Origin of the sequence: Flintibacter muris (assembly GCF_943192995.1) — a bacterium.
Classification (GTDB): Bacteria; Bacillota; Clostridia; order Oscillospirales; family Oscillospiraceae; genus Lawsonibacter; species Lawsonibacter muris.
Map to the genome: position 1 here is coordinate 20,728 of NZ_CALPCP010000002.1, position 24,242 is coordinate 44,969.

Sequence of the window (24,242 nt, forward strand, 5' to 3'; positions counted from 1 at the left end):
CACTCCTTTGATGTTGTTATTTTACCACAAGACAGTCAGGGAGTGCAAGAGGCTTGTTGGATGATTTTCCAAAGCGGGATCAAAATTACCGCCCCTACATGGTTTTTCCCTTGGGCATGTGGGCATAGCGGACAGCCAAGGCCAGGGCGGCCAGCACAAGCATCCGACGCCAGGGGCTGGCCGTCCAGATCAGGCAGAGGACCGACCGGGTGATGGACCACAGGCAGCTTACCCACAGAAGGATGACAGCGGCGGTCATCTCAGTACTCCTTCCCTGCCGTAATGCGGCAGGAGATGAGATAAGATACCAGCAATGCCGCCAGCGCCCCCAGGGGCAGCAGGGAGAGGCCCCCAAGAAGAACAGCGGAGGTCAGATCCTCCAGAGCATTGAGGGCGGAAAAGTCGATAACGTCTATCTTAGCCAGCAGTACAACCAGAATGGTGGGGATAAAGATAATGGCGTACAGGTAGGGGCGGGACCGCTCTGCCCCCAGCTTGTAGCACAGGGGGAGAAGGATGGCAGGCACCAGCAGCCCGATGGTGGTGGAAACAGCCAGGGTGAGCAGCATCTCTAACGGCTCTGCCTCATGGACCAGAGTTAGGATGGCGGTGCCCACCAGACCCATGGCTGTGGTGATTACAGTCAGCATCAACACAAAGAGATACCGGGCCCCCACCACTCTGCTACGGCCCAAGGGGAGGGCTACGGCGTACCGGTCCCACTTGGCCTGTTCATCATAGGCGAAGGCGGTGATGGGCAGCACCATGAGCATGACCTGAATAAAGGTAATGATAAAGCCGTAATTCAAAACATCAAGATAAGCCAGCACTACGTAGAGCACTATAATGAGCAGATAGGATTTCATAGTCTTGCGCATCACAAGAAGGTCTTTCATAATCAAACCGGTCATTTTACTTCTCCTTTCCCCACAAAGAGCATGATGTCTTCCAGGGTGGTCCGCTCCACCAGGAGCATGGGGTACTTGCGGGCGAAGGCGGAGCGGTCCTTTACCAGGGCCTCGCAGCCGAAGGAGCCCCGCCGTACCCGGAGCACGTCCCGGGGATCAATGGCCTCCAGCTGCCCGGCGGTGCAGCCCACCCGGCCGTAGCTGTCCAGGATGTTGTCCTTGGCGTCGGACAGCACCACCTGTCCCTGGTGGATGTAAGCGATGTAGTCGGCCACCTTCTCCAGGTCGGAGGTGATGTGGCTGGACATGAGGATGGCGTGGTCCTCATCCTGGATGAACCCCAAAAATTCGTCCAGAATCTCGTCCCGGACCACCGGGTCCAGACCGGCGGTGGCCTCGTCCAGGATGAGCAGCTTGGGGTGGTGGGCCAGGGCGGCGGACAGGGACAGCTTCATCTTCATCCCTCGGGAGAACTCCTTGATGAGCTTCTTCTCCGGAAGGCCGAATTTGTCCAGGTAGTCCAGAAAGAGCTGGTTGTCCCAATGCTTGTAGGCGGGAGCCAGGATTTTGCTCACATCCTTGGGGCGGAGGGTGTCGTGGAAGAAGCACTCGTCCAGCACCATGCCCACGTCCTGCTTGGCCAGGCGCTCCTCCTTCACGTTGTCATAGCCCAGCAGAGTGATCTCCCCCGCGTCCCGGCGGATCAGGTTCAGGATGCACTTGATGGTGGTGGTCTTGCCCGCCCCGTTCTCTCCGATCAGCCCCAGGATGGAGCCGCCGGGCAGGGTCAGGTCTATATTTTTCAGGGTAAAGTCCCCGTAGGACTTGCAGAGCCTCTTAATTTCAATACAATTTGTCATAATTCGTCACCTTTATACAAAATATCCAGCATTTCATGCAGCTCGTCCAGCGGGAAAGCGCCCCTCCGGGCCTCCTCCACCGCCTGGGCCAGCTTTTCTTCTACCTTTCGCAGCTGGGCCTCCCGCAGCAGCTCCCGGTTCTGGGGAGCCACAAAGCAGCCCTTGCCCGGGACGTTTTCCAAAAAGCCGTCCCGCTCCAGTTCCTCATAAGCCCGCTTGGTGGTAATCACCGAGATGCGCAGCTCCTTGGCCAGCAGCCGCATGGAGGGCAGGGCGTCCCCCGCCGACAGGGTTCCGGCCATGATCTGTTCCTTTACCTGGTCGGTGATCTGTTCATAAATAGGTTTTCCGCTGGCATTGCTTAATATAATATCCATTTGTCCTGCCTTTCAACAGGGGGTGAGGTCCAGGCTGCCGGCCGCGCGCTGGTCCCGCGCCGGGTCTCACCACTGTTATTTTGGATTTACTGTATATATACTATATGCACAGTATAGCGCTTTTTTCCCGTTTGTCAATAGGGAAGGCAAAAAAATTTTTGGCAGCTTCCAAACCGGAAGCTTTTTTCTTGGAAAAGTGAGGGAACCGGAAAAAAGCGTCCGGATTCGACAGCAGGCTTGTCCTATAATGGTCTGGAAAATAATGGGATATACCCAGAGAGGAGCGGGTCAGATATGCCGGTGACCTGTAGAGAGGACAAACGCCGCCTGACGGCCCAGGTGGCTGGAGAGCTGGACCACCACGGGGCCAAGCTGGTAATGGAGGAACTGGACCGCCGCATAGACGCCGCCCAGCCGCGGGAGCTCACCCTGGACCTGAGCGGGCTGACCTTTACGGACAGCTCAGGCATTGCGGTGCTCCTTCGGGCCCACCGCCGGATGGGCCAGGTGCAGGGTTCCATGCGGGTGGTGAACACTCCGGACCAGGCGGGCAGAGTGTTTCAGGCCGCCGGGCTGGAACGAATCATCCGGTTCGAATGAAAAAAGCCTCCCTTCGCAAAGGGAGGTGGCGCCGCCGAAGGCGGTGACGGAGAGTTTTCCTGATCAGCGTATTGCATTTTAGAAGAAAACCTCCACTCGGCTGCGCCGGGAGTCCCCTTTGCGAAGGGGGCCATATAGGGCCAAAGAAAGGACCGATACATATGAAAATTGAGAATCAAGTTACCATGGAGTTCCCCAGCCGGTCGGCCAACGAGGGCTTTGCGCGGACGGCGGCTGCCTGCTTTGCCGCCCAGCTGGACCCCACTCTGGAGGAGGTCAACGACATCAAAACCGCCGTCAGCGAGGCGGTGACCAACGCCATTGTCCACGCCTACCCGGATACCCTAGGAAAGGTGATGGTCAGGCTGCGCATCAAGGAGGGGAACCTGTTGGAGATTCTGGTAAAGGACTGGGGGGTGGGGATCGCTGATGTGGACCAGGCCCGCACCCCTCTGTTCACCACCGGAAATGAGGAGCGCTCCGGGATGGGCTTTACCATTATGGAGAGCTTTATGGATACCCTGAAGGTCCGCTCCACCCCCGGCAAAGGGACTGCCGTCACCATGGCCCGGAAGATTGCCCGCCGGGCCGGCCGGTGAGCGGGCCCCTTGCCGGCTCCGCGCTGCTGGAGGCCGCCCGGGGGGGCGACCGTGCCGCCTGTGAACAGGTACTGCTGGAAAACAACGGCCTGATCTGGAGCGTGGTGCGCCGGTACTACGGCCGGGGAGTGGAGCCGGACGACCTGTACCAGCTGGGCTGCCTGGGTTTTCTCAAAGCTATCCAGGGCTTTGACCCGGAGTTTGGCACCCAGTTTTCTACCTATGCTGTCCCCAAAATCGCCGGTGAGATCCGCCGGTTTTTGCGGGACGACGGCCCGGTCAAGGTGAGCCGGGGGCTGAAAGAACGGGGGACAGCCATCCGCTCGGCGCGGGCCAGGCTGTCCGGACAGCTGGGACGGGAGCCCACCCTGTCCGAGCTGGCGGAGGAGGTGGACCTGTCCCCAGAGGACATCGCCGCCGCCGAGACCGCCATCGAGCCGGTGGTATCCCTCCAGGCGGAGACAGGAAGCGACGGCCTCACCCTGGAGGGCATACTCACCACCGGGAACGAGGAGGAGGGTATGGTGGAGCGACTTACCCTCCGCGCCGCTGTTGACAGTCTCCCGGAGCGGGAACAGCAGGTGCTCCTTCTGCGCTATTACAAGGGTCTTACCCAGATGAATACCGCCCGAGTGCTGGGGGTGTCCCAGGTCCAGGTGTCCCGTCTGGAACGCCGGGCACTGGACAAGCTGCGGCGGGAATTGCTATAATTTGATTTGTGTGATATCCCGTTCATTTCTCAACAGACGAATACGTTCATGGAATTTCATAATTACCTCTTAACATTCGCAAATTGCGCATGTATAATAAGAGTGCGCAATTTGTGAATGTATTATAGATTGGGAGCGATTAAAATGCAAGCGCTGTTTGCGGAACTGTTTTGGCCCAACGAGGAAATTTCCCAAGCAGTGGCCTGTCTCTGTGAGGATATCCCCGGCTATCAGTCTGCCAGGGAGGAATACAACAAAATTGTGTCACAGCTCCAGGAGATCATTGGCTTTGAGCTGTGCAGCCAGCTTTCGGAGCGGCTGACGGAGCTGGACGGATACGAGGAATACGCCTGTTATGCCGTGGGGCTGAGGCTGCGGGAGGCCGTCTTCAAGTCCCTTTGCGTATAAGTATCAGCGGTCAAACCCGATATATTTTTCCAGCAGGTCCCCTGCCGGCTCCTCCCTGAGCTTTACAAAGCCGTACTTTTGGAAAAACCGGCGGGTACTCTCGTTGTCCGGGGGGCAGTGGAGGCGCAGGCGGTCCCGGCCGATGTTGCGGTACATAGACACCGCCTGACCAATGAGCTGCACTCCCAGTCCCCTGCCCCGGTCCTCCGGAAGGATGGACAGGAACTTGATATACCCTGTCTTCTTCGTGGTGTACCGGTCGTCATACAGGATTACACCCATGGGCCGCTCCCCCGCGTGGAATATGTGGAGGTTCCACATGGACTGCCTCCACAGCTCCTCCGCCTCAGCCAAAAGGACGGCGTCCTCCACACCGGGGCAGACCTCCCGCCGCAGCTTCAGGTACAGCTCCTGATCCCGGGGCCAGGTTTTAAGGGGGATATCCGCCCACAGGTTCACGTCTGCCGACGTCTTTTTGTCCTTTCGCCACCAGGACTGGCGGGCCAGAGTGGAGATTTCCTCAGACAGGTGGGAGTTGTCCATCTCGTATTGAATCTCGAATTTTTCCCCGTCCCAGGTGAGGCAGGATACCGCCGTGTTGTCCCCGTGGGGCATGGCGTGCCACTCCTCCGGCGGGATATTCTTCACCTTGCCCAAAAACTGCCGCAGGGCCATGCCGTGGCTGAACAGGGCGATGGTCTGGTCCGGATACCGCTCCGCGATACGGCGCACCGCCCCATAGATTCGTTCCTCCAGCTGAAAGAAGCTCTCCGCGTTCTCCACCTCCCATTTCGGGTCGGTGCGGTTGAACAGGTCCATCCGCTGGGGATCCGTGTGGCGCACCGCCCCAAAGGTCCGGTCCTCCCAGTCCCCCAGGTTCAGCTCCCGCAGGCCGGGGCAGGTGTTCAGGGGCAGGTTTTTAGCTCTGTAAATGGCCCGGGCGGTGGTGCGCGTCCGGAACAGATCACTGGACCACACCGCGTCGATATGGATATCCCGAAAGCGTTCCTCCAAAGCCGCGATCTGCCGGTAGCCGTTTTCGGTAATCAGGGAGTTGTACCAGCCGTGGACCCGGCGGTACAGGTTGCCCTCCGCCTCGGCGTGGCGGATCAGGTAGATCGTTGTCATCAAATCAGTCCTTTGTATGGTTTGCCTCCCCCTTCATCTCCACATGGATCAGCAGGGACAGCAGAGCCCGCAGCAAAATCACCGCCCCCAGCACCATCAGCTCGTTCAGGTCCCGGACCAGGACGGTCTTTAAAATCTCTGCGGCCATTTTGAATTCCAGACTGGTAGCCAGACCCTCAGCCAGCTGGAATTTGATATTTTTCGGAGTACGGGTGACCATCCCCACGCAGTACAGCCAGAAGGCCCGGACAGCGGTGACGGCCACCACAAAAATGCCCATCAGCTCACAGGCGGAGATGATGGTGGGCAGGCACAGCTCAATCACATGCTCCAGCATGGAACCTCCTCCTTTTCACCAGGGGGTCACCCCTCCGGTCAGCTCCGAAACCGAGGCCAGTCCCTGCCGGGCGGCAATGTCCGCCAATTCGTCCCGGACTCTCAGCGGGGCGAAGGGATCGGCGAACAGAGCGGTGCCAACCGCCACAGCGCAGGCCCCCGCCAGCATCAGCTGGGCCACGTCCGTGCCCTTGGACACGCCCCCCATGCCCAGGATGGGCAGCTTTACCGCCTGGGACACCTCCCACACCATCCGCACCGCCACGGGCAGCACGGCGGGGCCGGACAGCCCCCCAGTGTTCATCTTCAAAACGGGGCGGCGGGTGTTTACGTCAATACGCATCCCCCGGATGGTGTTAATCAGGGACAAAGCGTCCGCCCCGGCCCCCTCCACCGCCCTGGCAATCTCGCAAATATCGGTGACGTTGGGGGACAGCTTCACCATGACGGGCACGTCTCCAGCGTGCTTTTTTGCTGTTTCGGTGACCTCGGCGGCCAGCTCCGGACGGGTACCGTAGGCCAGTCCCCCCGCCTTCACGTTGGGGCAGGAGATGTTCACCTCGATCATGTCCACCCCGGCCTCCGCCAGCTTTTCACACATGATGCCGTACTCCTCCGGGGTGTTTCCTGAGATGTTGGCGATAATCTTTGTCTCGAACCTCTGCTTGCAGGGCAGGCCCTCCCCCCGCAGGAAGGGCAGTTCCTCCTTGATAAAGGCGTCCACTCCGGGGTTTTCCAGCCCCACCGAGTTGAGAATGCCCATAGGGGTCTCGGCAATGCGGGGAGCGGGATTGCCCGTCCGGGGGTGGAGGGTCAGCCCCTTGGCACAGATGCCGCCCAGCTCCCCCAGGCTGTAGAATTTGCTGTACTCCCGGCCAAAGCCGAAGGTGCCCGAAGCCACTACCACCGGGTTTTTCAGCTTTACCCCCGCAAGATCCACCTGCATATTCACATCAGGCATCCCAGTCCACCTCCTGAGCGTCAAATACCGGGCCGTCCTTGCACACATGCTTTACGGTGCCGTCCTTCATGGTCACGGCGCACACCAGACAGGCCCCCACGCCGCAGCCCATCCGCTCCTCCATGGACACCTGGCAGGGAACGCCAAACTCCGCCGCAACCTGCGCTACACTCTTCAGCATAGCCTTGGGCCCGCAGGCCAGCACGCCCTGGTAGTGGTGTTCCTTCCCCAGCTCCCGGCGAACCAGTGCGTCCACAAAGCCGTGATAGCCCAGGGAACCGTCATCGGTGGCAATCTGAACATCAATACACTCGCTGTCAAACTCGTCTAGCAGGATGGCCCGGTCCTTGGAGCGGAAGCCCAAAATGGCGGTGGAGGAGCAGCCGGCGTAGCAGGCACAGGCGTGGAGCGGCGGCACGCCAATGCCGCCTCCCACCAATAAGTAGGGGCCGGGGGTAGTCCGGAAGCCGTTCCCCAGGGGCCCCAGCACGTCCAGGGTGTCCCCCACCTGACGCTGGGCCAGCCAGCGGGTGCCCTCCCCTTTGGCCTCAAAGACCACGGTGATGGTCCCCCCCATCCGGCTCCCCGTCCAGGACTGGATGGAGATGGGCCGCCGGAGGAGCAGGCCCTCCCCGCACTTGATGTGAACAAATTGTCCTGGATGGATGGGCCGCCCGGTATTGGTGACGGCGGAGCTGACCATGTCCCCCACCGCCAGTGTCATGGAGACAGTGTCCGGAGTCAGCTGCTCCTTGACTATGATGCTGCATGCGCGTTCTACCTTCATGCGTCTACCCCTTACACAATGGTGACAAACTGCCGGATGTCGTCCCGCATGGCGAGAGCAGCGTTCCGGGCCGCCTCGGCGAAGTCATGGCCGTCCCCGCCCGTCTTCTGCCAGGCGCACATGATGCCCCGGGAGGAGTTGACAATGGCCCCATGGCCGTACTTGTCAAAGGCGTACTGCACGTCGTCCGCCGTCCCCCCCTGGGCGCCGTAGCCGGGTACCAGGAAGAAGGTATGCTCCAGCCGTCGGCGCAGGGCCCGGATGTCGGAGGGGTAGGTGGCCCCGGTGACCGCTCCGGCCATGGTGTAGCCGTATTTGCCCTCGGTGCCGGCAGCAATGCGCTGGTTCAAATCGCCCATCACCTCATACACCTGCCGGTCCCCGGCCATAATGTCCTGGAGCTCCCCGGAGCCGGGGTTGGAGGTCTTCACCAGCACAAAGACGCACTTGTCCTCCACCTTGGCCGCCTCCAGGAAGGGCTTGATGGAGTCGGAGCCCATGTAGCCGTTGAGGGTGACGCAGTCGGCGTCAAAGGATTTGAAGACCTCCCCCTCGATTTTTGCCCCGGACAGCCAGCCCTCGGCGTAGGCGGCGGCGGTGGAGCCAATATCCCCCCGCTTGATGTCGGCAATGACGAAGAGCCCCTTCTCCCGGGCATAGCGGATGGTGCGCTCCAGCACCTCCATCCCCTGCCAGCCCAGGTTCTCGTAGTAGGCCGCCTGGGGTTTGACGGCGGGGACAACGTCACACAGCGTGTCAATCAGCCCCGCGTTGAACTGCCAGATGGCCTCGGCGGCCCCCTTCAGCCCTGGGCCGTGCTCCTCAAAGGCCGCCCGGCGGATGTGCTCGGGTACATACTCAATGCGGGCGTCCAGCCCGGCCACGGTGGGGTTCTTCATGGCCCGGATCTTATCCTGCAATACGTCGAATGACATGGTATAACTCCTTTCTTGCTTGGTCCCCTTCGCAAAGGGAGGCGTTTTCAGCTGTCCTGATAAATAACCTCGCCCTTTGCAATGGTGTATTTCACCCGGCCCTTGACGGTCCGCCCGGCAAAGGGGGTGTTGCGGGCCTTGGAGGCAAACAGCAGCGGGTCTATGATCCAGGACTCGTCCGGGTCGAAGATGACCAGGTCGGCAATGGCCCCCAGGGACATGTGTCCCCGGGACAGGTGAAGGATATCGGCGGGATTGGTGGACATGCGGCGGATGATGGAGGGAAGGTCCAGCTTTTTGGTGTGGTACAGCCGGGTCAGCGCCAAAGCCAGGCTGGTCTCCAGGCCGATCATCCCGCTGGGGGCCCGGCTGAGGGGACGGGCCTTCTCCTCCACGGAGTGGGGGGCGTGGTCGGTGGCGATCACATCAATGGTGCCGTCTTTCAGCCCGGCAATAATGCCCTGCACATCCTTCTGGGTCCGCAGGGGCGGGTTGACTCTGGCCTGGGCCCCCTGGGTGAGCACCTCGTCCTCGGTGAGGGTAAAATACTGGGGGCAGGTCTCGCAGGTGATACGTACCCCCTTTTTCTTCATTTTGCGGATGATGTCCACGCTCCGGGCGGTGGATACATGGCAGATGTGTACCGCCGCCCCTGTCTCCTCGGCCAGCATGGCGTCCCGCATGACCATAATCTCTTCGGCAATGGCGGGCCGGCCCTCCAGCCACAGCTGACGGGACACGCTGCCCTCGTTCACCGCCCGGCCCGCCACCATAGAGGTGTCCTCGCAGTGGCACAGCACGGGCAGATCCAGCTGCCGGGCCCGGATGAGCACGTCCCGCATCAGGTTGGCGCTGTCTACGTTGTTACCGTCGTCAGACAGGGCCACGGCCCCCGCCGCTTTCAGCGCCTCGGTGTCGGTGGGCTCCTCACCCCGCAGTCCCCGGGACAGGGCCGCAACGGGATATACCCCCACGCCGTTGGCCTGAGCGGCCCGGTCCAGCACGTACTTCACCTGTTCCGGACAGTCCACCGCAGGGCTGGTATTGGCCATGCAGGCCATTGAGGTAACACCCCCCCGGGCCGCCGCCGCGCAGCCGGTGAAAATATCCTCTTTATAGGTCAGGCCCGGGTCCCGGAGGTGGACGTGCATATCCACCAGCCCCGGGGCGACCATCAGTCCGGAGGCGTCAATCGTCCGCCCGGCCTCACAGTTCAAACCGTGCTCCATCAGACCCACTCTGCCGTTTTCCAGCAGCAGGTCCTGCAGCAGGATGGTCCCCGTTACCGGATGGATCACCCGTCCGTTCTTGATCAAAAGCTTCATGATAAGTCCTCCGCCATGACTTGTGTAGATTTTTTTGAATTGTCTGTCCATACACACATTTCCTGACATTAAATTATAGCGGAAGATGCAGGATTTAGCAACGAGTTTTTTGAATTTTCAGGGGATACTATGGCCAGCGGAGAATCTTCAAATTTCTCCGGGGAAAGAGAGGAAAAACAATGTACGGAAATTCTTACAGCTGCCACGGCACCGGCGCGTTCCTCATGGGGACGGTAGCCGGTATGGCTGCGGGCGCCCTTCTGGGCGCGACTATGGCCCCGTCCAGCCGCCAGATCAAGCGGACCGCCCACAAGGCCGCCCGCCGGGTCAACGAGGCTATCGACCACTTGGCCGACGCTATGGACATGTAACATCACAAGGCCCCCGGCTTACGCCGGGGGCCCATAATTAATATAATTTGTCCAAAATTTCCACAATATCCCCAATCACTCCATCGTTGCAGTGGCAGAGGATGCGGGCGCCCCAGTCTTTGACCTCCTGGGCGCAGTTGGCCGGAGCAAAGGGGATGGCGGACAGCTCCATCATGGGAATATCGTTTTGATTATCACCCACACAGTAGATGTGTTCCGGGGTCACCCCCAGCATCCGGGCCACCCGGGCCACACCGCCCCCCTTGTTGCTGCCCTTTGCGGTGAGTTCCAGGTAGCGGGGATTGGAGAAAATCGCCTCATACCGCTCCCCGCCCCCTTCCAGCAGCATGGCCTGCGCCTGGAGCAGTACCTCCCGCTCCTGATGAAACAGGGCCTTTACCCAGGGGGTGGGCATGTCCGCCAGCTCGCACTGGGTGTAGTCACAGTTCACCTTTTTTAAGTGGGCAAAGGTGATATCGTTGGGGTGGCAGACATAGATATCCTCCCCGTGATAGGCCTCCAGCGACAGGGAGGGGAACCGCTCCATAACAGCTCCCAGGTCCTGGGGGGCCGTGGGAGGCAGATGGGTCTGCTCCAGCATCCTGTCCGCCTGAAAATCGTAAATAGCCGCCCCGTTGGACAGCACAGCCGGTGCGTTCATGGGGATCAGCGGAGCGTAGGGGGCAAAGGTACGGTGGGCTCTGCCGGTGGACATAGCGAAATAGCCGCCCTCCTCCATAAAGTAGCGGATGGCCTCCAGATTGCGCTCCGGGATACGCAGGTCCAGGCCGTACAGCGTGTCGTCAAAGTCGCTGGCTAGCAGCAGACCGTTAAATTTTCCCATAGAGTCCTCCTTTCCGCCGTCTCAATGGCAGGCCGCCTCAATTTAAATGTGAAAATACCGCAGCATTCTGCGGTCCTGTTTTATTTTAGAGTCCGGCGGACGGTTTGTCAACCCCCCATTCCCTTGACAATCTCCCCTTCCGCCGATATACTGGAGCGGAACTTACAGCAAGGGGGACTCTTTATGACGAAAAAGGAGCTGCTGGACCGCTGCGCCCGCAGCGGAGAGGAGCGCGTGCTTCTGGCCCGGGTGCTGGACAAGCTGGAGCTGAGCCAGAGCCGGGGTGTCCCCGCCCATACGCCCTTCCTCTCCCCTGGGGAACAGGCATCGGTAACCGATCTGCTCAACGCCTGGGGCAGGCCCCAGCACCTGTTCTGGGGCGGCTACCCCAACAGTGAGCGGAACATCTGCTTCTTTCCCGCGAACTGGCAGGGGGAGGAGGATGTTCTCACCGATCCGGACGGCCCCCTCGCCGCCGTCCAGGCCAAATTCCCCGCCGGGGCCTCCCTCAGCCACCGGGACATTCTGGGTTCCCTCATGGGCCTTGGCATTACCCGGGAGGTGCTGGGGGATATCCTGCTTCCCCAGCCGGGGGTGTGCCAAGTGGTGGTCCTGGGTGAGGCCCTGCCCATCCTCCTGTCCCAGTGGGAGGGGGCGGGGCGGTACAAGGCGGAGCTGTCCCGGCTTCCGCCCCGCCAGCTCGCCCCCAAACCTCCCCGGGTGAAGACCATCCGTGACACCGTGTCCACCCTCCGGCTGGACGCTGTGGCCGCCGCCGGCTTCTCCATATCCCGGGGCAAAGCCGCTGGGCTCATCTCGTCGGGCAAGGTGGCGGTGAACCACAAAGAGTGCCTCAAGGCCGACCGCCAGGTGGCCCAGGGCGACGTCCTCACCTGCCGGGGACTGGGCAAGTGCGTCGTCAAAGAGGTTCCAGGGCAGTCCAAAAAGGGCCGGACCATGCTGGTAATAGAGAGGTATCTGTAACCATGGAACAAAAGAAAATCGATCGCATCAATGAGCTGGCCCGCAAGGCCAAAACTCCCCAGGGGCTGACGCCCGAGGAGCTCAGGGAGCGGGACATCCTGCGCCGGGAGTATATTGACGCCTTCAAGGCCAGCCTCACCGCCCAGCTGGACCGCACCGTGGTCCAGTATCCGGACGGCACCCGGCGGAAGCTGAGAAAAAAGGGCTGAACCTTAATGGTTTTTTAATTTGACAAGCCAGCCATTTTCTGCCATAATGGCTGTGATTTTCCGGTTTTGGAAGGATTTTTGGGCCCCAGGCCCGTATGAAACAAGGAGGCCCCGCTATGGCTCGCATCAGATTTACCACCGACTCCGCCGCCGACATTCCCGCCCCGCTGCGGGAGGAGCTGAACATCCAGGTGCTCCCCTTCCCTATCGCCATGGGAGACAAGGAGTACGCCGACGGCTTTGACTTCACCCCCCAGGAGTTCTATGACATGCTTCTGGCCGCCCCTCAGATCCCCACACACGCCCAGCTCAACCCCTATATCTTTACCGAGCTGTTTGAGACAGCCTGGGAGGAGGGCTTCACCGACCTGATCCACACCTCCATCAACTCCAAGGGCTCCGCCACCTGCGCCAACGCCTTTCAGGCCCGGGGGGAGTTCTACAAGGACCACCCGGAGGCCAGAGATACCTTTCATATTCACATTATCGACGCCCTGAACTACACCATGGGCTACGGCTGGGCGGTGGTCCAGGGGGCCAAAATGGCCGCCGAAGGTGCCTCGCCCCAGACTGTGGCGGACTTTATTCAGGACTGGGTAAACCATGTCCACGTGGTGTTCTCCCCTCTGGACCTGCGCTTTGCCAAAAAATCGGGCCGGGTGTCTGCCGCCGCCGCCTTTGTGGGGGAGGCCCTGGGGCTGAAGCCCATCATGACCTTTCTCAACGGCGAGTCCAAAATCCTGGCCAAAGTCCGGGGTGAGAAGGCCGTGGTGGCCAAGCTGACGGAGATGTGCAAGGCGCAGCGGAAACCCGGCACCCCCTATCTGATGATCCAGGGCAGCAATGGGGAGCAGTCCGGAAAGCTGCTGGAGCTGTGCCGTCAGGAGCTGGGGGAGGAGCCCGCCATGTCCTACCACATTGGCGGTGTTATCGCCATCAACGCCGGCCCCAACCTGATCGGCATCATTTACCGCGATTGACGACTATAGTAAGCCACAAAAATTGTGGACGCCGGAGCTGCAGGGGCGGCCTGTGGCCGCCCGCCTGTCACTGGGCAGGCCCTTTTGCTTCTGCGGCGGCCATTTGCCGCTTTGCATGTGGCGGCGAATCTGATGATTCAATAAACTGTAAACTGCCGGTTCTGTCTGGACCGGCAGTTTTTACATTTTATTCACCCATTCTATGGTATTCTGGAGTAGGATACCCTCCATACTAATACAAACGAGGCGATAGAATATGGGGAATCGACTGCTCACCTGGAGGCAGCGGGGGGCGCTGTGGCTGCGGCTGGGTATACGGCTGGCGCTGGCCGCGCTGGCGGTATGGCTCGCGCTGCGGTTTGGACGGCCTGCGCTGTCCCTTTTCGCCCCCTTCCTCCTTGCCCTGGCCGCCGCCGCCCTGCTCAATCCTCTGGTGAAGAAATTGCAGCGGGCTCTGGGCTGGAACCGGCAGGTGCTTACGCTGCTGCTTCTGCTGGTCCTCTTCGGCCTGATCGGCGGGGGGCTGGCCCTGCTGGTCTACGCCGCCGCGGGGCAGCTGGTGTCCCTGGTGCAGAACTGGAGCGGACTGCTGGACAGCCTCCAGTCCGTTCTGGACCAGCTGGAGGAGCTCTTTGCCCACTTTCTCACCCTGGTGCCCCCCCAGGTCAACGAGATTGTAGAGAATATTGGGGACGACCTGTTTCAGTGGTTGTCTGACGCGGTGCCCACCGCCCTGGGCAGCCTGGGCATGGAGGCGGGGGAGCGGGCCATGGGCCTGCCCGGCTTCTGCGTGGCGCTGGTCATCTTTGTGATGGCCACCTTCCTGCTCACGGCGGACTACCCCTATCTGCGCAGCCGGTATGTCCAGCACCTGGACGAGGGGGTGCTCCGCTTCCTGAGCCAGCTGCGTGCCACCGCCCTGGGGGCCTTCGGCGGGTATGTGAAGGCGGAATTTTTGCTGTCTGTGGGGGTATTCTTCATCCTGCTGGCCGGCTTTTTCCTGATCCGTCAGCCCTACGGCCTGCTGCTGGCCCTGGGACTTGCGGTTATGGACTTTATCCCCATCATTGGGGCGGGCACCGTGATGGTCCCCTGGGCCTTTGTGGCTCTGTTCACCCGGGATTTTTCCACCGCAGTGGAGTTGATGGCCATCTGGGGGATTATCGCTCTGTTCCGCCGGGTGATGGAGCCCAAATTCGTGGGTGACCAGACAGGGCTGTCCCCCATTTTGTCCCTGGTTTCCATCTACGCGGGCATGAAGCTGGCCGGAGTGCTGGGAATGGTCTTTGGGCCGGTGGTCCTGCTGGTGATCCTCAACCTGGCCGGGATGGGCATGTTCCGGGGCGTCCGCCTGGACCTGGAGGCCGCCGCCCGGGATATCGCCGCCATCTTGTCAGAGCGCCCTGAGTAGGGACCCGGCTCTGTTCACAAAATCCCCAAAATTCCCCTGAAAAGTTCAAAAAGATATTTGATTTTCTTCATGCTTTTTTCATATTTTAGGGGTATGATAGCCACAGTTCCAGGGAACACCTGAAAAAAATAACCGTTTCGAAAGGAGCGTTTCATCATGGACGAATTCAACTTTTACAACAGCGAGAACGACGGCTACCGGGGCAGTTTTGGTCAATATGAGGACCCGGACCCCGCAATGCCCAACACCCCCTTCTCCACCGGCGGCGCGCAGTCCTCCAGGAAAAAGCGGGGCGCGGGGAAGGTAATCGCTCTGGTGCTGGCCTGCGCTATCGCCGGCGGCGGCGCGGGAGTGGGCGGGGCCTACCTGTATAACCGCATGGCCCCCCCCTCCAACTCCACCGTGATCTACGAGGAGGACCGCCCCCAGGTACGGACGGTGCTCAACACCAATAACGGCCAGCCCATGACCCCTGAACAGCTTTACGCCGCCAATGTGGTCTCCTGCGTGGGCATCACGGTGAACACCACCGTGAACATCTTCGGCCAGACCACCACCTCCGCCGCCTCCGGCTCCGGCTTTGTCCTCACCCAGGACGGCTACATCGCCACCAACTACCATGTAATTGAAAGTGCGGTAAACGACTCCTCGGTGACCATCCAGGTCTCCTTCTCCAACGGCGACAAGTATGACGCCAAGCTGGTGGGCGGCGAGAAGGACAACGACGTGGCTGTGCTGAAAATTGAGGCCAGCGGCCTCACCCCCGTCACCCTGGGTGACTCCAGCAAGCTGGTGGTGGGCGAGAGTGTCTACGCCATTGGCAACCCCCTGGGTGAGCTGACCTACTCCCTCACCGACGGCCTGGTGTCCGCCCTGGACCGGCTCATCACCACCGGGGACAACGGCGACAGCACCACCCTCAACGTGCTCCAGACCAACTGCGCCATCAACCCGGGCAACTCCGGTGGCCCCCTCTTTGACAGTTATGGCAATGTGATCGGTATCACCACCGCCAAATACACCCAATCCTCCTCCGGCGTCAACGCCGAGGGTCTGGGCTTTGCCCTGCCCATCAACGACGTGAAGGACATCCTGGCCGATCTGATCGCCCACGGCTATGTCACCGGCAAGCCCTATATGGGCGTTCAGGTGATGGACGTTTCCTCCGAGGCCCAGCGCTACGGCATTGCCGCCGGTGCCTCTGTGGTCTATATCGCTGAGGACTCCTGCGCCCAGAAGGCGGGCCTGCAGGTTAACGACATCATCACCGCCATTGACGATACGGCCATTGATTCCTCCTCCGCCCTCACCGCCGCCCTGTCCACCAACTATAAGGCCGGCGATACCGCCACCCTCACCGTCATCCGGGACCAGAAGGAGGTCAAGCTGACCATCACCTTTGACGAGCAGAACGCCGAGACCGAAAGCCGCAACCAGCTCCAGAGCAACTCCCAGCAGCAGCAGCCCTTCCAGGGCAACGGCGGCAATGGCGGTTACTACTACCAGTGGCCCTTCGGGAATATGTTCCCGTGGTAAGAAATAAGCCTTGCACAGATTGGGGCAGCTGTGGTACAATAAACGTGGTTAAGAAAAGCATCAGGCGCCCAATATGTTCACACAGGCAAAAGACAGACCCCCGAAGAGATAGGCGCTCTTCGGGGGTCTGCTTTGCTGAGGCAGGCTTACTGTCCCCTGCCATGCCGGTCAAGCCATTTGCAGATATAGCAGGCGGCTATACCTGCTAAAACCGACAGGAAAAAGTTAAGAACGGTGCCCAATATGTTCACCCCCTCTCTGTTGCCAGATTGGGTGGGGCAGCACATACATCATAGCAAGTTCTGACAAAATGCGTAAGGATTGTTTCCTATATTTCTCTGTCAGGGATAGACAATCCCGAAAAAACAGGTATAATAGAGGGGAATAGATGATATAGAAGAGGGATACGACTATGGAAATCAACGGACAAACCGTCAGCGGCACAGCGCGCTATGATGATATGGGCCTGTCGGCGGAGCTGATGCGGGCCATTGAGCAAAAGGGCTATGTGGAGGCCACCCCCATTCAAACCGGGGCCATCCCCCGCTTTATGGAGTGGAAGGATGTGATTGCCAAGGCCCCTACGGGAACGGGCAAGACCTTTGCCTTTGGCATCCCTATGGTAGAGCACACTGACCCCGCCGCCCGGGATATCACCGGCCTGGTGCTGGCCCCCACCCGGGAATTGGCCATTCAGATCAGGGACGAGTTGCGGGATCTGTGTGCCTTTAAGGAGGGCATCCGGGTGGTCTGCCTCTACGGCGGCCAGCCCATTGGAGGCCAGATCAACCAGCTGAAAAAGAGACCCCAGATTGTGGTAGCCACCCCAGGGCGGCTGATGGACCACATGAAGCGGCGCACCGTCCGTCTGGACAAGGTGGAGACGGTGGTACTGGACGAGGCCGACCGGATGCTGGACATGGGCTTTGTCCGGGACGTGACCCACATTCTGGACCAGATGCCCCACCGGAAAAATTTGGGGATGTTTTCCGCCACCATCTCCCGGGAGGTGCTGGATATCTCCTGGGTCTACCAGCGGGAGCCGGTGGAGATTACCGTCCAGGCCGACCGGGAGAACCGGCCCGATATCGCCCAGTACCGGCTGGACGTGGACCGGGGCGATAAGGCGGACATTATGGCCCGCCTGCTGGAGATGGGGGGCTACGAGCGGGTGATTGCCTTCTGCAATACCAAGAACATGACCGACCGGCTGGCCGGGCTGCTGGAGATGCGGGGCGTCTCCTGCCAGGCCATTCATGGCGACATTACCCAATCCCTCCGGGAGCGGACTTTGCAAAAATTCCGGGAGGGCAGAATCCGGGTGCTGGCCGCCACCGACGTGGCCGCCCGGGGGCTGGATATTGATGATGTGGATGCCGTGTTCAACTATGACGTCCCCGACGAAAACGAGTATTACATCCACCGCATTGGCCGCACCGGACGGGCCAAGCGCCACGGCGTGGCCTTCTCCCTGGTGTCCACCATTACCGAGGGCCTGCGGCTGGACGATATCGTCAAATCCACCGGAAGTCAAATCAGAACGGTTTACTTTAATGAAAAAGGCGATCTGGTCGCCGCTGTGGAGCAGTAATGGGTAAAGTGAAGCGCTTTTTTCTGGATTTTTTTGCCTGTTTCCTCATCCCTGCCTACACCCTGCTCTTCGCCGGGAGCGTACGGTGGTTTGGAACCAATTTTTCCGTCATAGCAGTCACCGGGCCCGACCACTACCGGGGCTTTATCTACTGGGGCATTCTGGCGGGAGGATACTTTTTTGTCATGCTCAACAAGCTGGCCTTCACCCTGCCCGCCCGTTGGATGCGGCTGCTGGCCCGGCTGCTGGCCGTATGTGCCGTGCTGTCCCTGGCCTACGCTCTGTCCATCCCCTATCTGCCCGCCTACTTTCCTAAATATGCCGCCCTCCACGTGGTGCTGGCCGCCGGGGCCTGTGTGCTGCTGATGGTGGATTTGCAGTTTATAATCCTGGTCCACCGCCGCCAAAACCTGGAGCGCTGGGCCGGAGCTATGAGGTTCTGCTGGCTTATGGTCGCGGGCTGCGCGGTTTTGTTTCTCGTTCCCATGATGGTATCCACCGCGCTGGAGGTCTTTTTTACCATCTCCGCCGCCCTGCTGGCCCGGAAAGTCTGGCTGCTGACAAAATTTTAATCAATTCTTTATTCTTTTCCTATGGAATTTTCAATGAACCCAGCGTATGATATAGTCAACACCCCTGAAGAAACGCGCACGAAAATCAATTTTGCCACTGTAGGGCGCGACGACCCGGCGCCGTTGGGAAAAGCGGCTAACAAGCGGCGGTCCGAGGCCGTCCTGCCCTACAAATACATCAGGTTTTCTGAAAATTGATTTCCGTGAGAAACGCGGCTTACGTTTTTTCATCCAGCAGGCCAATGGTCCGCTGGGCGTGCAAAGCACACAAGTGTTGACTGCAGCATACTGAGACAGAGGTAAATAATTTTGGCAAAAGGAGCGATTGATTATGGGAAACAAGAGACTGTACCGGACTGAGGGCCCCTATAAGATGCTGGGCGGCGTGTGCGGCGGCATTGCGGAATATTTTGACATTGACCCCACCATTGTGCGGGTGCTTTGGGTCATTGCCTTTTTCTGCGGTACCTTCGGCTTCTGGGCCTACATTGCCTGCGCCCTCATCATGCCCAAGAAGAGCGACATCTACCCGAGATACTAACACATAAGGAGGACCGCCCTATGCTCACCGTCCGCCCCTCTGTTCTGGAGGATGTTCCGGCTCAGCGGGAGCTGTGGAAGCTGGCCTTTGGGGACAGCGATTCCTATCTTGACAACTTCTACACCACCTACTACCGCCCGGAGCAGGTGATAGTGCTGGAGGAGAACGGCGCGGTCCGGTCTATGACCGCCTGGTTTGACACCGCCTTTGTGGTCCCCGGACAGGGGGAGTACCGGGCGGCCTACCTCTACGCCGTGGCCACTCACCCCCAATGCCGGGGCCGGGGGCTGGCCGCTCAGCTGCTGGCCGGGACGGACGAATATTTCCGTTCCCTGGGCATCCCCGCCGTCACCACCGTCCCGGCGGAGCCCTCCCTCCACAACTTCTTCGGGGCCAACGGCTTTCGGGAGTGCTTCCGCATCCTGGGCGGCACTTTGCGCCGGGAGGAGATTCTTCCGCCGCCCTCCAACGTTCTCCGTCCCGCCTTGCCGGAGGAGTACGGCCAGGTGCGGGAACAGCTGCTGGCGGATATCCCCCATATCGCCTATCCCGCCGGTGCGCTGGCCTATCAGGCCGGGTGCTGTGCCTTGGGGGACGGCGGGCTGTTTATTGGAGAAACGAAGGAGGGACCGGCTTGCCTGTGCGCCGAGCGGGCAGAGGAGGACCTTGTCATTGTCAAGGAGCTGCTGGGTTCCTTTGGAACCCGCCGGCTGGCCTTCTGCGACCTGCCCCGCATAGCCCCAGCCCGGCGGTGGGAGATACGTGGGCCACGGTCCCGGGAGGACAGCGTGGGGGTCAACCAGAATTTAGGCAAATTCGGGATGCTCAAGTGGCTGGACCCGGAGCTGGAAAAGGCCTGGGACTGGAGCACGGTGGGCTACTTGGGTCTGGCTTTTGACTGACTTCTTGCATTTTGTACAAAAACGGTTCCTTCTTTTTGTGGAAAGGGCCGTTTTTTTATTTGCCATTTTAGCTGCCACAACTATTTGGTTGTGGCAACCCCCACAAAACATTTGCTTTACTTTGCCGGATTTTCTGGTATAATACACATATCAGAGCACAAACGGGGCTTGCTCACCTCAAAATGAAAGAGCTCCGTCAAACCTACTGTATATTTTTTAGGAGGAATGCCGCTATGAATCAGTACATTGAGAGAGTCCTGAACGCCACCAAGGCCAAGAACGCCAACGAGCCCGAGTTCCTGCAGACCGTGGAGGAGGTCCTGTCTTCTCTGGAGCCTGTCATCAACGCCCACCCCGAGTATGAGAAGGTCGCTCTGCTGGAGCGCATGGTCGAGCCCGAGCGCCTGGTTGAGTTCCGGGTCACTTGGGAGGACGACAACCACGTGTGGCAGGTCAACCGCGGCTACCGTGTACAGTACAACGGTGCCCTGGGCCCCTACAAGGGCGGCATCCGCTTCGATCCCTCCGTCAACCTGTCCATCATCAAGTTCCTGGGCTTTGAGCAGGTGTTCAAGGACGCCATGACCGGCCTGCCCATCGGCGGTGCCAAGGGCGGCTCCGACTTTGACCCCCGCGGCAAGTCCGACGCCGAGGTCATGCGCTTCTGCCAGGCCTTCATCACCGAGCTGTACCGCCATATTGGCCAGGATATCGACTGCCCCGCCGGCGACCTGGGCTGCGGCGGCCGTGAGATCGGCTACATGTACGGCCAGTACCGCCGCATTGTGGGCGCTTCCGAGTTCGGCGCTCTGTCCGGCAAGGCTGTTTGCACCGGCGGTTCCCTGATGCGTCCCGAGGCCACCGGCTACGGCGCCGTCTACTATCTGGTAGAGGCCCTGAAGCACGACGGTGAGGACATCAAGGGCAAGCGGATCGCTATGTCCGGCTACGGCAACGTGGGCTGGGGCATCATGAAGAAGGCCGCTGAGCTGGGCGCCAAGGTCACCTACTTCGCCGGCCCCGACGGCTACATCCACGATCCCGACGGCGTGGACACCGAGGAGAAGCTGAACTACATCCTGGAGATGCGCGCCAAGGATCCCATGCATTGCGCCTCCTACGCCGAGAAGTTCGGCTGCGAGTTCGTGCCCGGCGAGAAGTGCTGGGGCGTGAAGGACGTGGACATCTACATGCCCGCCGCCACCCAGAACGACGTGAACATGGACTGGGCCGAGAAGATCGCCGCCTCCGGCGTGAAGTACTACATTGAGGTGGCCAACATGCCCACCACCAACGACGCTCTGGAGTTCCTGAAGAAGCAGCCCAATATCGTGGTTGCCCCCTCCAAGGCCGTCAACGCCGGCGGCGTGTCCGTGTCCGAGCTGGAGATGGCTCAGAACGCCGAGCGCCTGTACTGGACCGCTGAGGAAGTGGACGAGAAGCTCAAGGGCATCATGAAGAACATCTACCACTCCTCCGTGGAGGTGGCCGAGCGCTATGGCCTGGGCTACGACCTGGTGGCCGGCGCCAACATCGTGGGCTTCCAGAAGGTTGCCGACGCTATGATGGCTCAGGGTATCTTCTAAGAAATCCCTTCAATCAAACCAAATGTTCAAGGGCCGCAGGATTCAATCCTGCGGCCTTTACTTTTTTCCACAAATCTTTTATAATAGTAGCAATCCGACAAAAACAGCCCCCTTGAAAGGAGCCCCACCATGCTTCAAACACGCTCACGCCTGGGAGCCCTGCTCATCACCCTGGCACTGCTGCTCACCGCCTGTTCGTCTCCCTCCTCCGGCTCCCTCCAAACGGACAGCGGCTCCGGTTCGGCGCCGGCCCCCGCCGGCGCCAGCAGCGTACTCATGCAGGACGCCGTCCCTACCATTGAACCTCAGCCCGATTCGGAGCCCCAGCCTCGTCTCACACAGGCGGATATCGACCAGGCGCTGGACCAGGTGATGGAGAACTACTCGGCCACCGGCGTGACGGTGGCCACCGTGGAGTGCGGCCGGCTGAGCCAGGCCGGCGCCTGGGGCTGGGCGGTGAAAAACAGCCGGGAAATGACTCCTGACACCAAGATCCGCATTGCCTCCATCAGCAAGGTGGTCATTGCCATGTGCGCCATGGCCATGGCGGAGGATGGACTGATTGATCTGGACGCCCCCATCAGCGACTACTGGGGCTCAGGAGCGGTCAACCCCTACAGCAAGGGCCAGCCCACCGCCCGCACCTTTATGACCCATACCTCCTCCATCAAGAATCTGGACACCACCCGGGGCCTGTCCAAGCTGCGGGGCATCCTCCAGAGCAAGTCCTCCTGGCGGTCCATGGAGCCGGGCAACGGGAGCTGCTGGTCCTACAGCAACTTCGGTATGTGTATCCTGGGCACCACTCTGGAGCTGGCCTCCGACCAGCTGCTGGACGACTACCTCCAGCAGCGCTTTCTGGAGCCCCTGGGGGCCCGCGCCTCCTTCTTCGGCGGGCGGCTGAAAACCGGCGAGGTGGCTGATTTGTACAGCGGCGGAAGCGTTAGCCGCTCCGCTGCCGCCCACACCGGGCAGTCCATCCCCACCCAGATCGGGCAGGGGGCCTCCTACTTTCCTGGAGGCTATACCACCAGCGCTGTGGATATGGCCAAGCTGGTGGCTGTGCTGGCCAACGACGGGGTCTACAAGGAGCAGCTTTACATCTGCACCGAGGTAACGGATGTGGAGACCGGGGCCCAGATCGCGGTGGCCGAGCCGCTGGAGGACCAGTTCAAGGAGACCCGACTGCTCACCGAGGAGTCGGTGGCCGATATGGAAACGCCCCGGTTCACTGTGAACCTGGCCGACTACTCCCCCTTTGACCAGTGCCTTATCCTCCGCCGGCAGGAGGATGTATTGGGGCAGGATGTGCTCTATTACCACACCGGCAGCGCCTATGGCGTCTATTCCCTGATGACCTACAACCCGGACACAAAAAACGGTGTGGTGGTCATCACCACCGGCGCCCGCCGCAACATGAACGAGCGGGGCATGTACGCTTTGTGCGCCGACTTGATGGAAATACTTTACACGAAAATGGAGGATCACCCTGTATGAAACGCTTCCTTGCCCTGGCTTTAAGCCTCGCCCTGCTGGCCGGTTGCGCCCCGATCCAGTCCGTTGACGGCCCCGCCGCCAGCTCCCAGCCCACGGCCCAGTCCCAGCCGGAACCGGCGGCGGTATCTGAACCGGAGCCTGAGCCTGAACCCGAACCGGAGCCTGTTGTCTCCCATCTGATGGTGGCCGGGGACGTGATGAGCCACATGCCCCTCACCAACGACTGCTACGTGAAGGAGACCGATTCCTACGACTATGGCCATGTCCTCCAGTTTGCCGCCCAGCAGCTGGAGCTGGCTGACTTCGCAGTGGCCAATCTGGAGACCACCCTGTCCGGCGGGCCTGAGTACTCCGGCTACCCCCGCTTCAACTCCCCGGATGGGCTGGCCTACAGCATCAAGGAATCCGGCATCGACCTGCTGTGCACCACCAACAACCACTGCATGGACAGGGGCTTTGACGGCCTGAGCCGCACTCTGGATGTACTGGATGAGGCGGGCATCCCCCACCTGGGCACCTACCGCACCCAGGAGGAACGGGATGAGAACAGCGGCATCTATGTGGCCGACGTGGGCGGCATTTCAGTGGCCTTTCTGGCCTACACCTATGGCCTGAACGGCCTGCGCCTGCCCAGCGGCAAGCCTTTCGCCGCCAACGTTTTCAACACCGACTACTACACCACCCTCTCCAACCCAAACTATGAGCTGCTGGAGGCCGACATGGCCGCCGCCCGGGCCCTGGACACCGACCTGATCGCCGTGATCATCCACTGGGGCCTGGAGTACCACACCACCCAGAACAGCCACCAGGAGAATCTGGCTCAATTTCTGGTGGAACAGGGGGCCGATCTGGTGCTGGGGGGCCATCCCCACGTTCTCCAGCCCTATGAAACCGTCACCGCCGCCGGCCCGGACGGCCAGCAGCGGCAGGGCTTTGTCATCTACTCCCTGGGCAACTTCATTTCCAACCAGAATTTTTCTGATGACCGCCTTAAGGACTTGGCCACCAAAACCACCGTTATTCTGGATCTGGAGCTGACCAAGGACTCTGATGGCAGCACCTCCCTTACCGACGTGAGGTATACCCCCTACTATATGATCCACCGCAACGGCAAACCGGTGGGAGACCGGCGCTATCTGGTCAACGTCAGCCAGGCCATGGCCGAATACCAGGCCGGCGAGAGCGCCATTGTGGACAAAAACGCCTACCAGCAGCTCCAGCAGGCCCAGAACCTCTGCCATGAGATCCTGGGCGAGGAGGGGGACAGGCCCTCAGAATAGGAAT

The 24,242-nt window shown here is 60.5% G+C and carries 28 protein-coding genes; 17 read left to right on the plus strand and 11 right to left on the minus strand.

Annotated features, from left to right (window positions below):
• Positions 1-94: 94 nt before the first annotated feature.
• From NFS22_RS02350 to NFS22_RS02365, 4 genes are read right to left on the minus strand one after another with little or no spacing between them, the layout of a single operon-like run.
• Positions 95-259, minus strand: a complete 165-nt coding sequence (locus NFS22_RS02350) for a hypothetical protein (protein ID WP_251316166.1) — start codon at positions 257-259, stop codon at positions 95-97.
• 1 nt (position 260) lies between these two features.
• Positions 261-911, minus strand: coding sequence for an ABC-2 transporter permease (locus NFS22_RS02355; RefSeq protein ID WP_251316167.1), 651 nt, complete (start codon positions 909-911; stop codon positions 261-263).
• A complete protein-coding gene (locus NFS22_RS02360) occupies positions 908-1,768 on the minus strand; it encodes an ABC transporter ATP-binding protein (protein WP_251316168.1) in 861 nt (286 codons plus the stop codon). Before NFS22_RS02360 ends, NFS22_RS02355 begins: the two co-directional genes overlap by 4 nt.
• Positions 1,765-2,145: a GntR family transcriptional regulator gene (locus NFS22_RS02365; protein WP_251316169.1), complete on the minus strand. Its 381-nt coding sequence runs from the start codon at positions 2,143-2,145 to the stop codon at positions 1,765-1,767. Before NFS22_RS02365 ends, NFS22_RS02360 begins: the two co-directional genes overlap by 4 nt.
• A gap of 294 nt (positions 2,146-2,439) precedes the next feature.
• Here NFS22_RS02365 and NFS22_RS02370 point away from each other — a divergent pair, with 294 nt between their 5' ends.
• The 4 genes from NFS22_RS02370 (at position 2,440) to NFS22_RS02385 (ending at position 4,462) form a co-directional block, all read left to right on the plus strand.
• A complete protein-coding gene (locus NFS22_RS02370) occupies positions 2,440-2,745 on the plus strand; it encodes an STAS domain-containing protein (protein ID WP_251316170.1) in 306 nt (101 codons plus the stop codon).
• A 161-nt stretch (positions 2,746-2,906) separates the two neighbouring features.
• Entirely contained in the window at positions 2,907-3,344 is a 438-nt protein-coding gene (spoIIAB, locus tag NFS22_RS02375; protein WP_251316171.1) for an anti-sigma F factor, read from the plus strand.
• On the plus strand, positions 3,341-4,054 hold the full coding sequence (locus NFS22_RS02380; protein WP_251316172.1) for a sigma-70 family RNA polymerase sigma factor: 714 nt from the start codon (positions 3,341-3,343) through the stop codon (positions 4,052-4,054). The genes spoIIAB and NFS22_RS02380 overlap by 4 nt, the downstream gene beginning before the upstream one ends.
• A 144-nt stretch (positions 4,055-4,198) precedes the next feature.
• A complete protein-coding gene (locus NFS22_RS02385) occupies positions 4,199-4,462 on the plus strand; it encodes a hypothetical protein (protein ID WP_251316173.1) in 264 nt (87 codons plus the stop codon).
• Between the two features lie 3 nt (positions 4,463-4,465).
• Here NFS22_RS02385 and NFS22_RS02390 read toward each other — a convergent pair whose 3' ends face one another.
• Genes NFS22_RS02390 through NFS22_RS02415 form a run of 6 tightly spaced genes read right to left on the minus strand, consistent with a single transcriptional unit; the run spans position 4,466 to position 9,934 of the window.
• Positions 4,466-5,590, minus strand: coding sequence for a bifunctional histidine phosphatase family protein/GNAT family N-acetyltransferase (locus tag NFS22_RS02390; RefSeq protein ID WP_251316174.1), 1,125 nt, complete (start codon positions 5,588-5,590; stop codon positions 4,466-4,468).
• Between the two features lie 4 nt (positions 5,591-5,594).
• Entirely contained in the window at positions 5,595-5,927 is a 333-nt protein-coding gene (locus NFS22_RS02395) for a DUF1622 domain-containing protein (protein WP_251316175.1), read from the minus strand.
• Positions 5,928-5,942: 15 nt separating this feature from the next.
• Positions 5,943-6,887: a dihydroorotate dehydrogenase gene (locus NFS22_RS02400; protein ID WP_251316176.1), complete on the minus strand. Its 945-nt coding sequence runs from the start codon at positions 6,885-6,887 to the stop codon at positions 5,943-5,945.
• Positions 6,880-7,674 carry a dihydroorotate dehydrogenase electron transfer subunit gene (locus tag NFS22_RS02405; protein WP_251316177.1) on the minus strand — a complete coding sequence of 265 codons (795 nt, stop codon included), beginning with the start codon at positions 7,672-7,674 and terminating at the stop codon, positions 6,880-6,882. Before NFS22_RS02405 ends, NFS22_RS02400 begins: the two co-directional genes overlap by 8 nt.
• Positions 7,675-7,685: 11 nt before the next feature.
• Positions 7,686-8,609, minus strand: a complete 924-nt coding sequence (gene pyrF / locus NFS22_RS02410) for an orotidine-5'-phosphate decarboxylase (protein WP_251316178.1) — start codon at positions 8,607-8,609, stop codon at positions 7,686-7,688.
• Positions 8,610-8,656: 47 nt separating this feature from the next.
• The gene (locus NFS22_RS02415; protein ID WP_251316179.1) at positions 8,657-9,934 is read right to left on the minus strand and encodes a dihydroorotase; all 1,278 of its coding nucleotides are present in this window, start codon (positions 9,932-9,934) and stop codon (positions 8,657-8,659) included.
• 179 nt (positions 9,935-10,113) lie between these two features.
• Between NFS22_RS02415 and NFS22_RS02420 the strand changes: the two genes are divergently transcribed.
• A complete protein-coding gene (locus NFS22_RS02420) occupies positions 10,114-10,305 on the plus strand; it encodes a YtxH domain-containing protein (protein ID WP_251316180.1) in 192 nt (63 codons plus the stop codon).
• Positions 10,306-10,342: 37 nt separating this feature from the next.
• Here the strand turns inward: NFS22_RS02420 and NFS22_RS02425 are convergent, their stop codons facing one another.
• Positions 10,343-11,149, minus strand: a complete 807-nt coding sequence (locus tag NFS22_RS02425; protein WP_251316181.1) for an HAD-IIB family hydrolase — start codon at positions 11,147-11,149, stop codon at positions 10,343-10,345.
• A 183-nt stretch (positions 11,150-11,332) separates the two neighbouring features.
• On the opposite strand from NFS22_RS02425, the gene NFS22_RS02430 reads away from it, so the two are divergent.
• The 12 genes from NFS22_RS02430 to NFS22_RS02485 all read left to right on the plus strand — a co-directional run bounded on the left by NFS22_RS02430 (position 11,333) and on the right by NFS22_RS02485 (position 24,238).
• On the plus strand, positions 11,333-12,133 hold the full coding sequence (locus NFS22_RS02430) for a YlmH family RNA-binding protein (protein WP_251316182.1): 801 nt from the start codon (positions 11,333-11,335) through the stop codon (positions 12,131-12,133).
• Positions 12,134-12,135: 2 nt separating this feature from the next.
• Entirely contained in the window at positions 12,136-12,342 is a 207-nt protein-coding gene (locus tag NFS22_RS02435; protein WP_251316183.1) for a DUF896 domain-containing protein, read from the plus strand.
• A gap of 116 nt (positions 12,343-12,458) precedes the next feature.
• The gene (locus NFS22_RS02440; protein WP_251316184.1) at positions 12,459-13,322 is read left to right on the plus strand and encodes a DegV family protein; all 864 of its coding nucleotides are present in this window, start codon (positions 12,459-12,461) and stop codon (positions 13,320-13,322) included.
• A gap of 256 nt (positions 13,323-13,578) precedes the next feature.
• On the plus strand, positions 13,579-14,733 hold the full coding sequence (ytvI, locus tag NFS22_RS02445; protein WP_251316185.1) for a sporulation integral membrane protein YtvI: 1,155 nt from the start codon (positions 13,579-13,581) through the stop codon (positions 14,731-14,733).
• Positions 14,734-14,889: 156 nt separating this feature from the next.
• Complete coding sequence (locus tag NFS22_RS02450; protein ID WP_251316186.1) at positions 14,890-16,269, plus strand: S1C family serine protease; 1,380 nt, start codon at positions 14,890-14,892, stop codon at positions 16,267-16,269.
• A gap of 412 nt (positions 16,270-16,681) precedes the next feature.
• On the plus strand, positions 16,682-17,860 hold the full coding sequence (locus NFS22_RS02455) for a DEAD/DEAH box helicase (protein WP_251316187.1): 1,179 nt from the start codon (positions 16,682-16,684) through the stop codon (positions 17,858-17,860).
• A complete protein-coding gene (locus NFS22_RS02460) occupies positions 17,860-18,432 on the plus strand; it encodes a hypothetical protein (RefSeq protein WP_251316188.1) in 573 nt (190 codons plus the stop codon). Before NFS22_RS02455 ends, NFS22_RS02460 begins: the two co-directional genes overlap by 1 nt.
• A gap of 331 nt (positions 18,433-18,763) precedes the next feature.
• Complete coding sequence (locus tag NFS22_RS02465) at positions 18,764-18,973, plus strand: PspC domain-containing protein (RefSeq protein ID WP_251316189.1); 210 nt, start codon at positions 18,764-18,766, stop codon at positions 18,971-18,973.
• 20 nt (positions 18,974-18,993) lie between these two features.
• A complete protein-coding gene (locus NFS22_RS02470; RefSeq protein ID WP_251316190.1) occupies positions 18,994-19,875 on the plus strand; it encodes a GNAT family N-acetyltransferase in 882 nt (293 codons plus the stop codon).
• A gap of 233 nt (positions 19,876-20,108) precedes the next feature.
• A complete protein-coding gene (gdhA, locus tag NFS22_RS02475; RefSeq protein WP_251316191.1) occupies positions 20,109-21,461 on the plus strand; it encodes an NADP-specific glutamate dehydrogenase in 1,353 nt (450 codons plus the stop codon).
• A gap of 129 nt (positions 21,462-21,590) precedes the next feature.
• Positions 21,591-22,958 (plus strand): serine hydrolase domain-containing protein, encoded by a 1,368-nt coding sequence (locus tag NFS22_RS02480; protein WP_251316192.1) that lies wholly within the window; start codon positions 21,591-21,593, stop codon positions 22,956-22,958.
• Positions 22,955-24,238: a CapA family protein gene (locus NFS22_RS02485; RefSeq protein ID WP_251316193.1), complete on the plus strand. Its 1,284-nt coding sequence runs from the start codon at positions 22,955-22,957 to the stop codon at positions 24,236-24,238. Before NFS22_RS02480 ends, NFS22_RS02485 begins: the two co-directional genes overlap by 4 nt.
• The last annotated feature ends 4 nt before the right edge of the window (positions 24,239-24,242 follow it).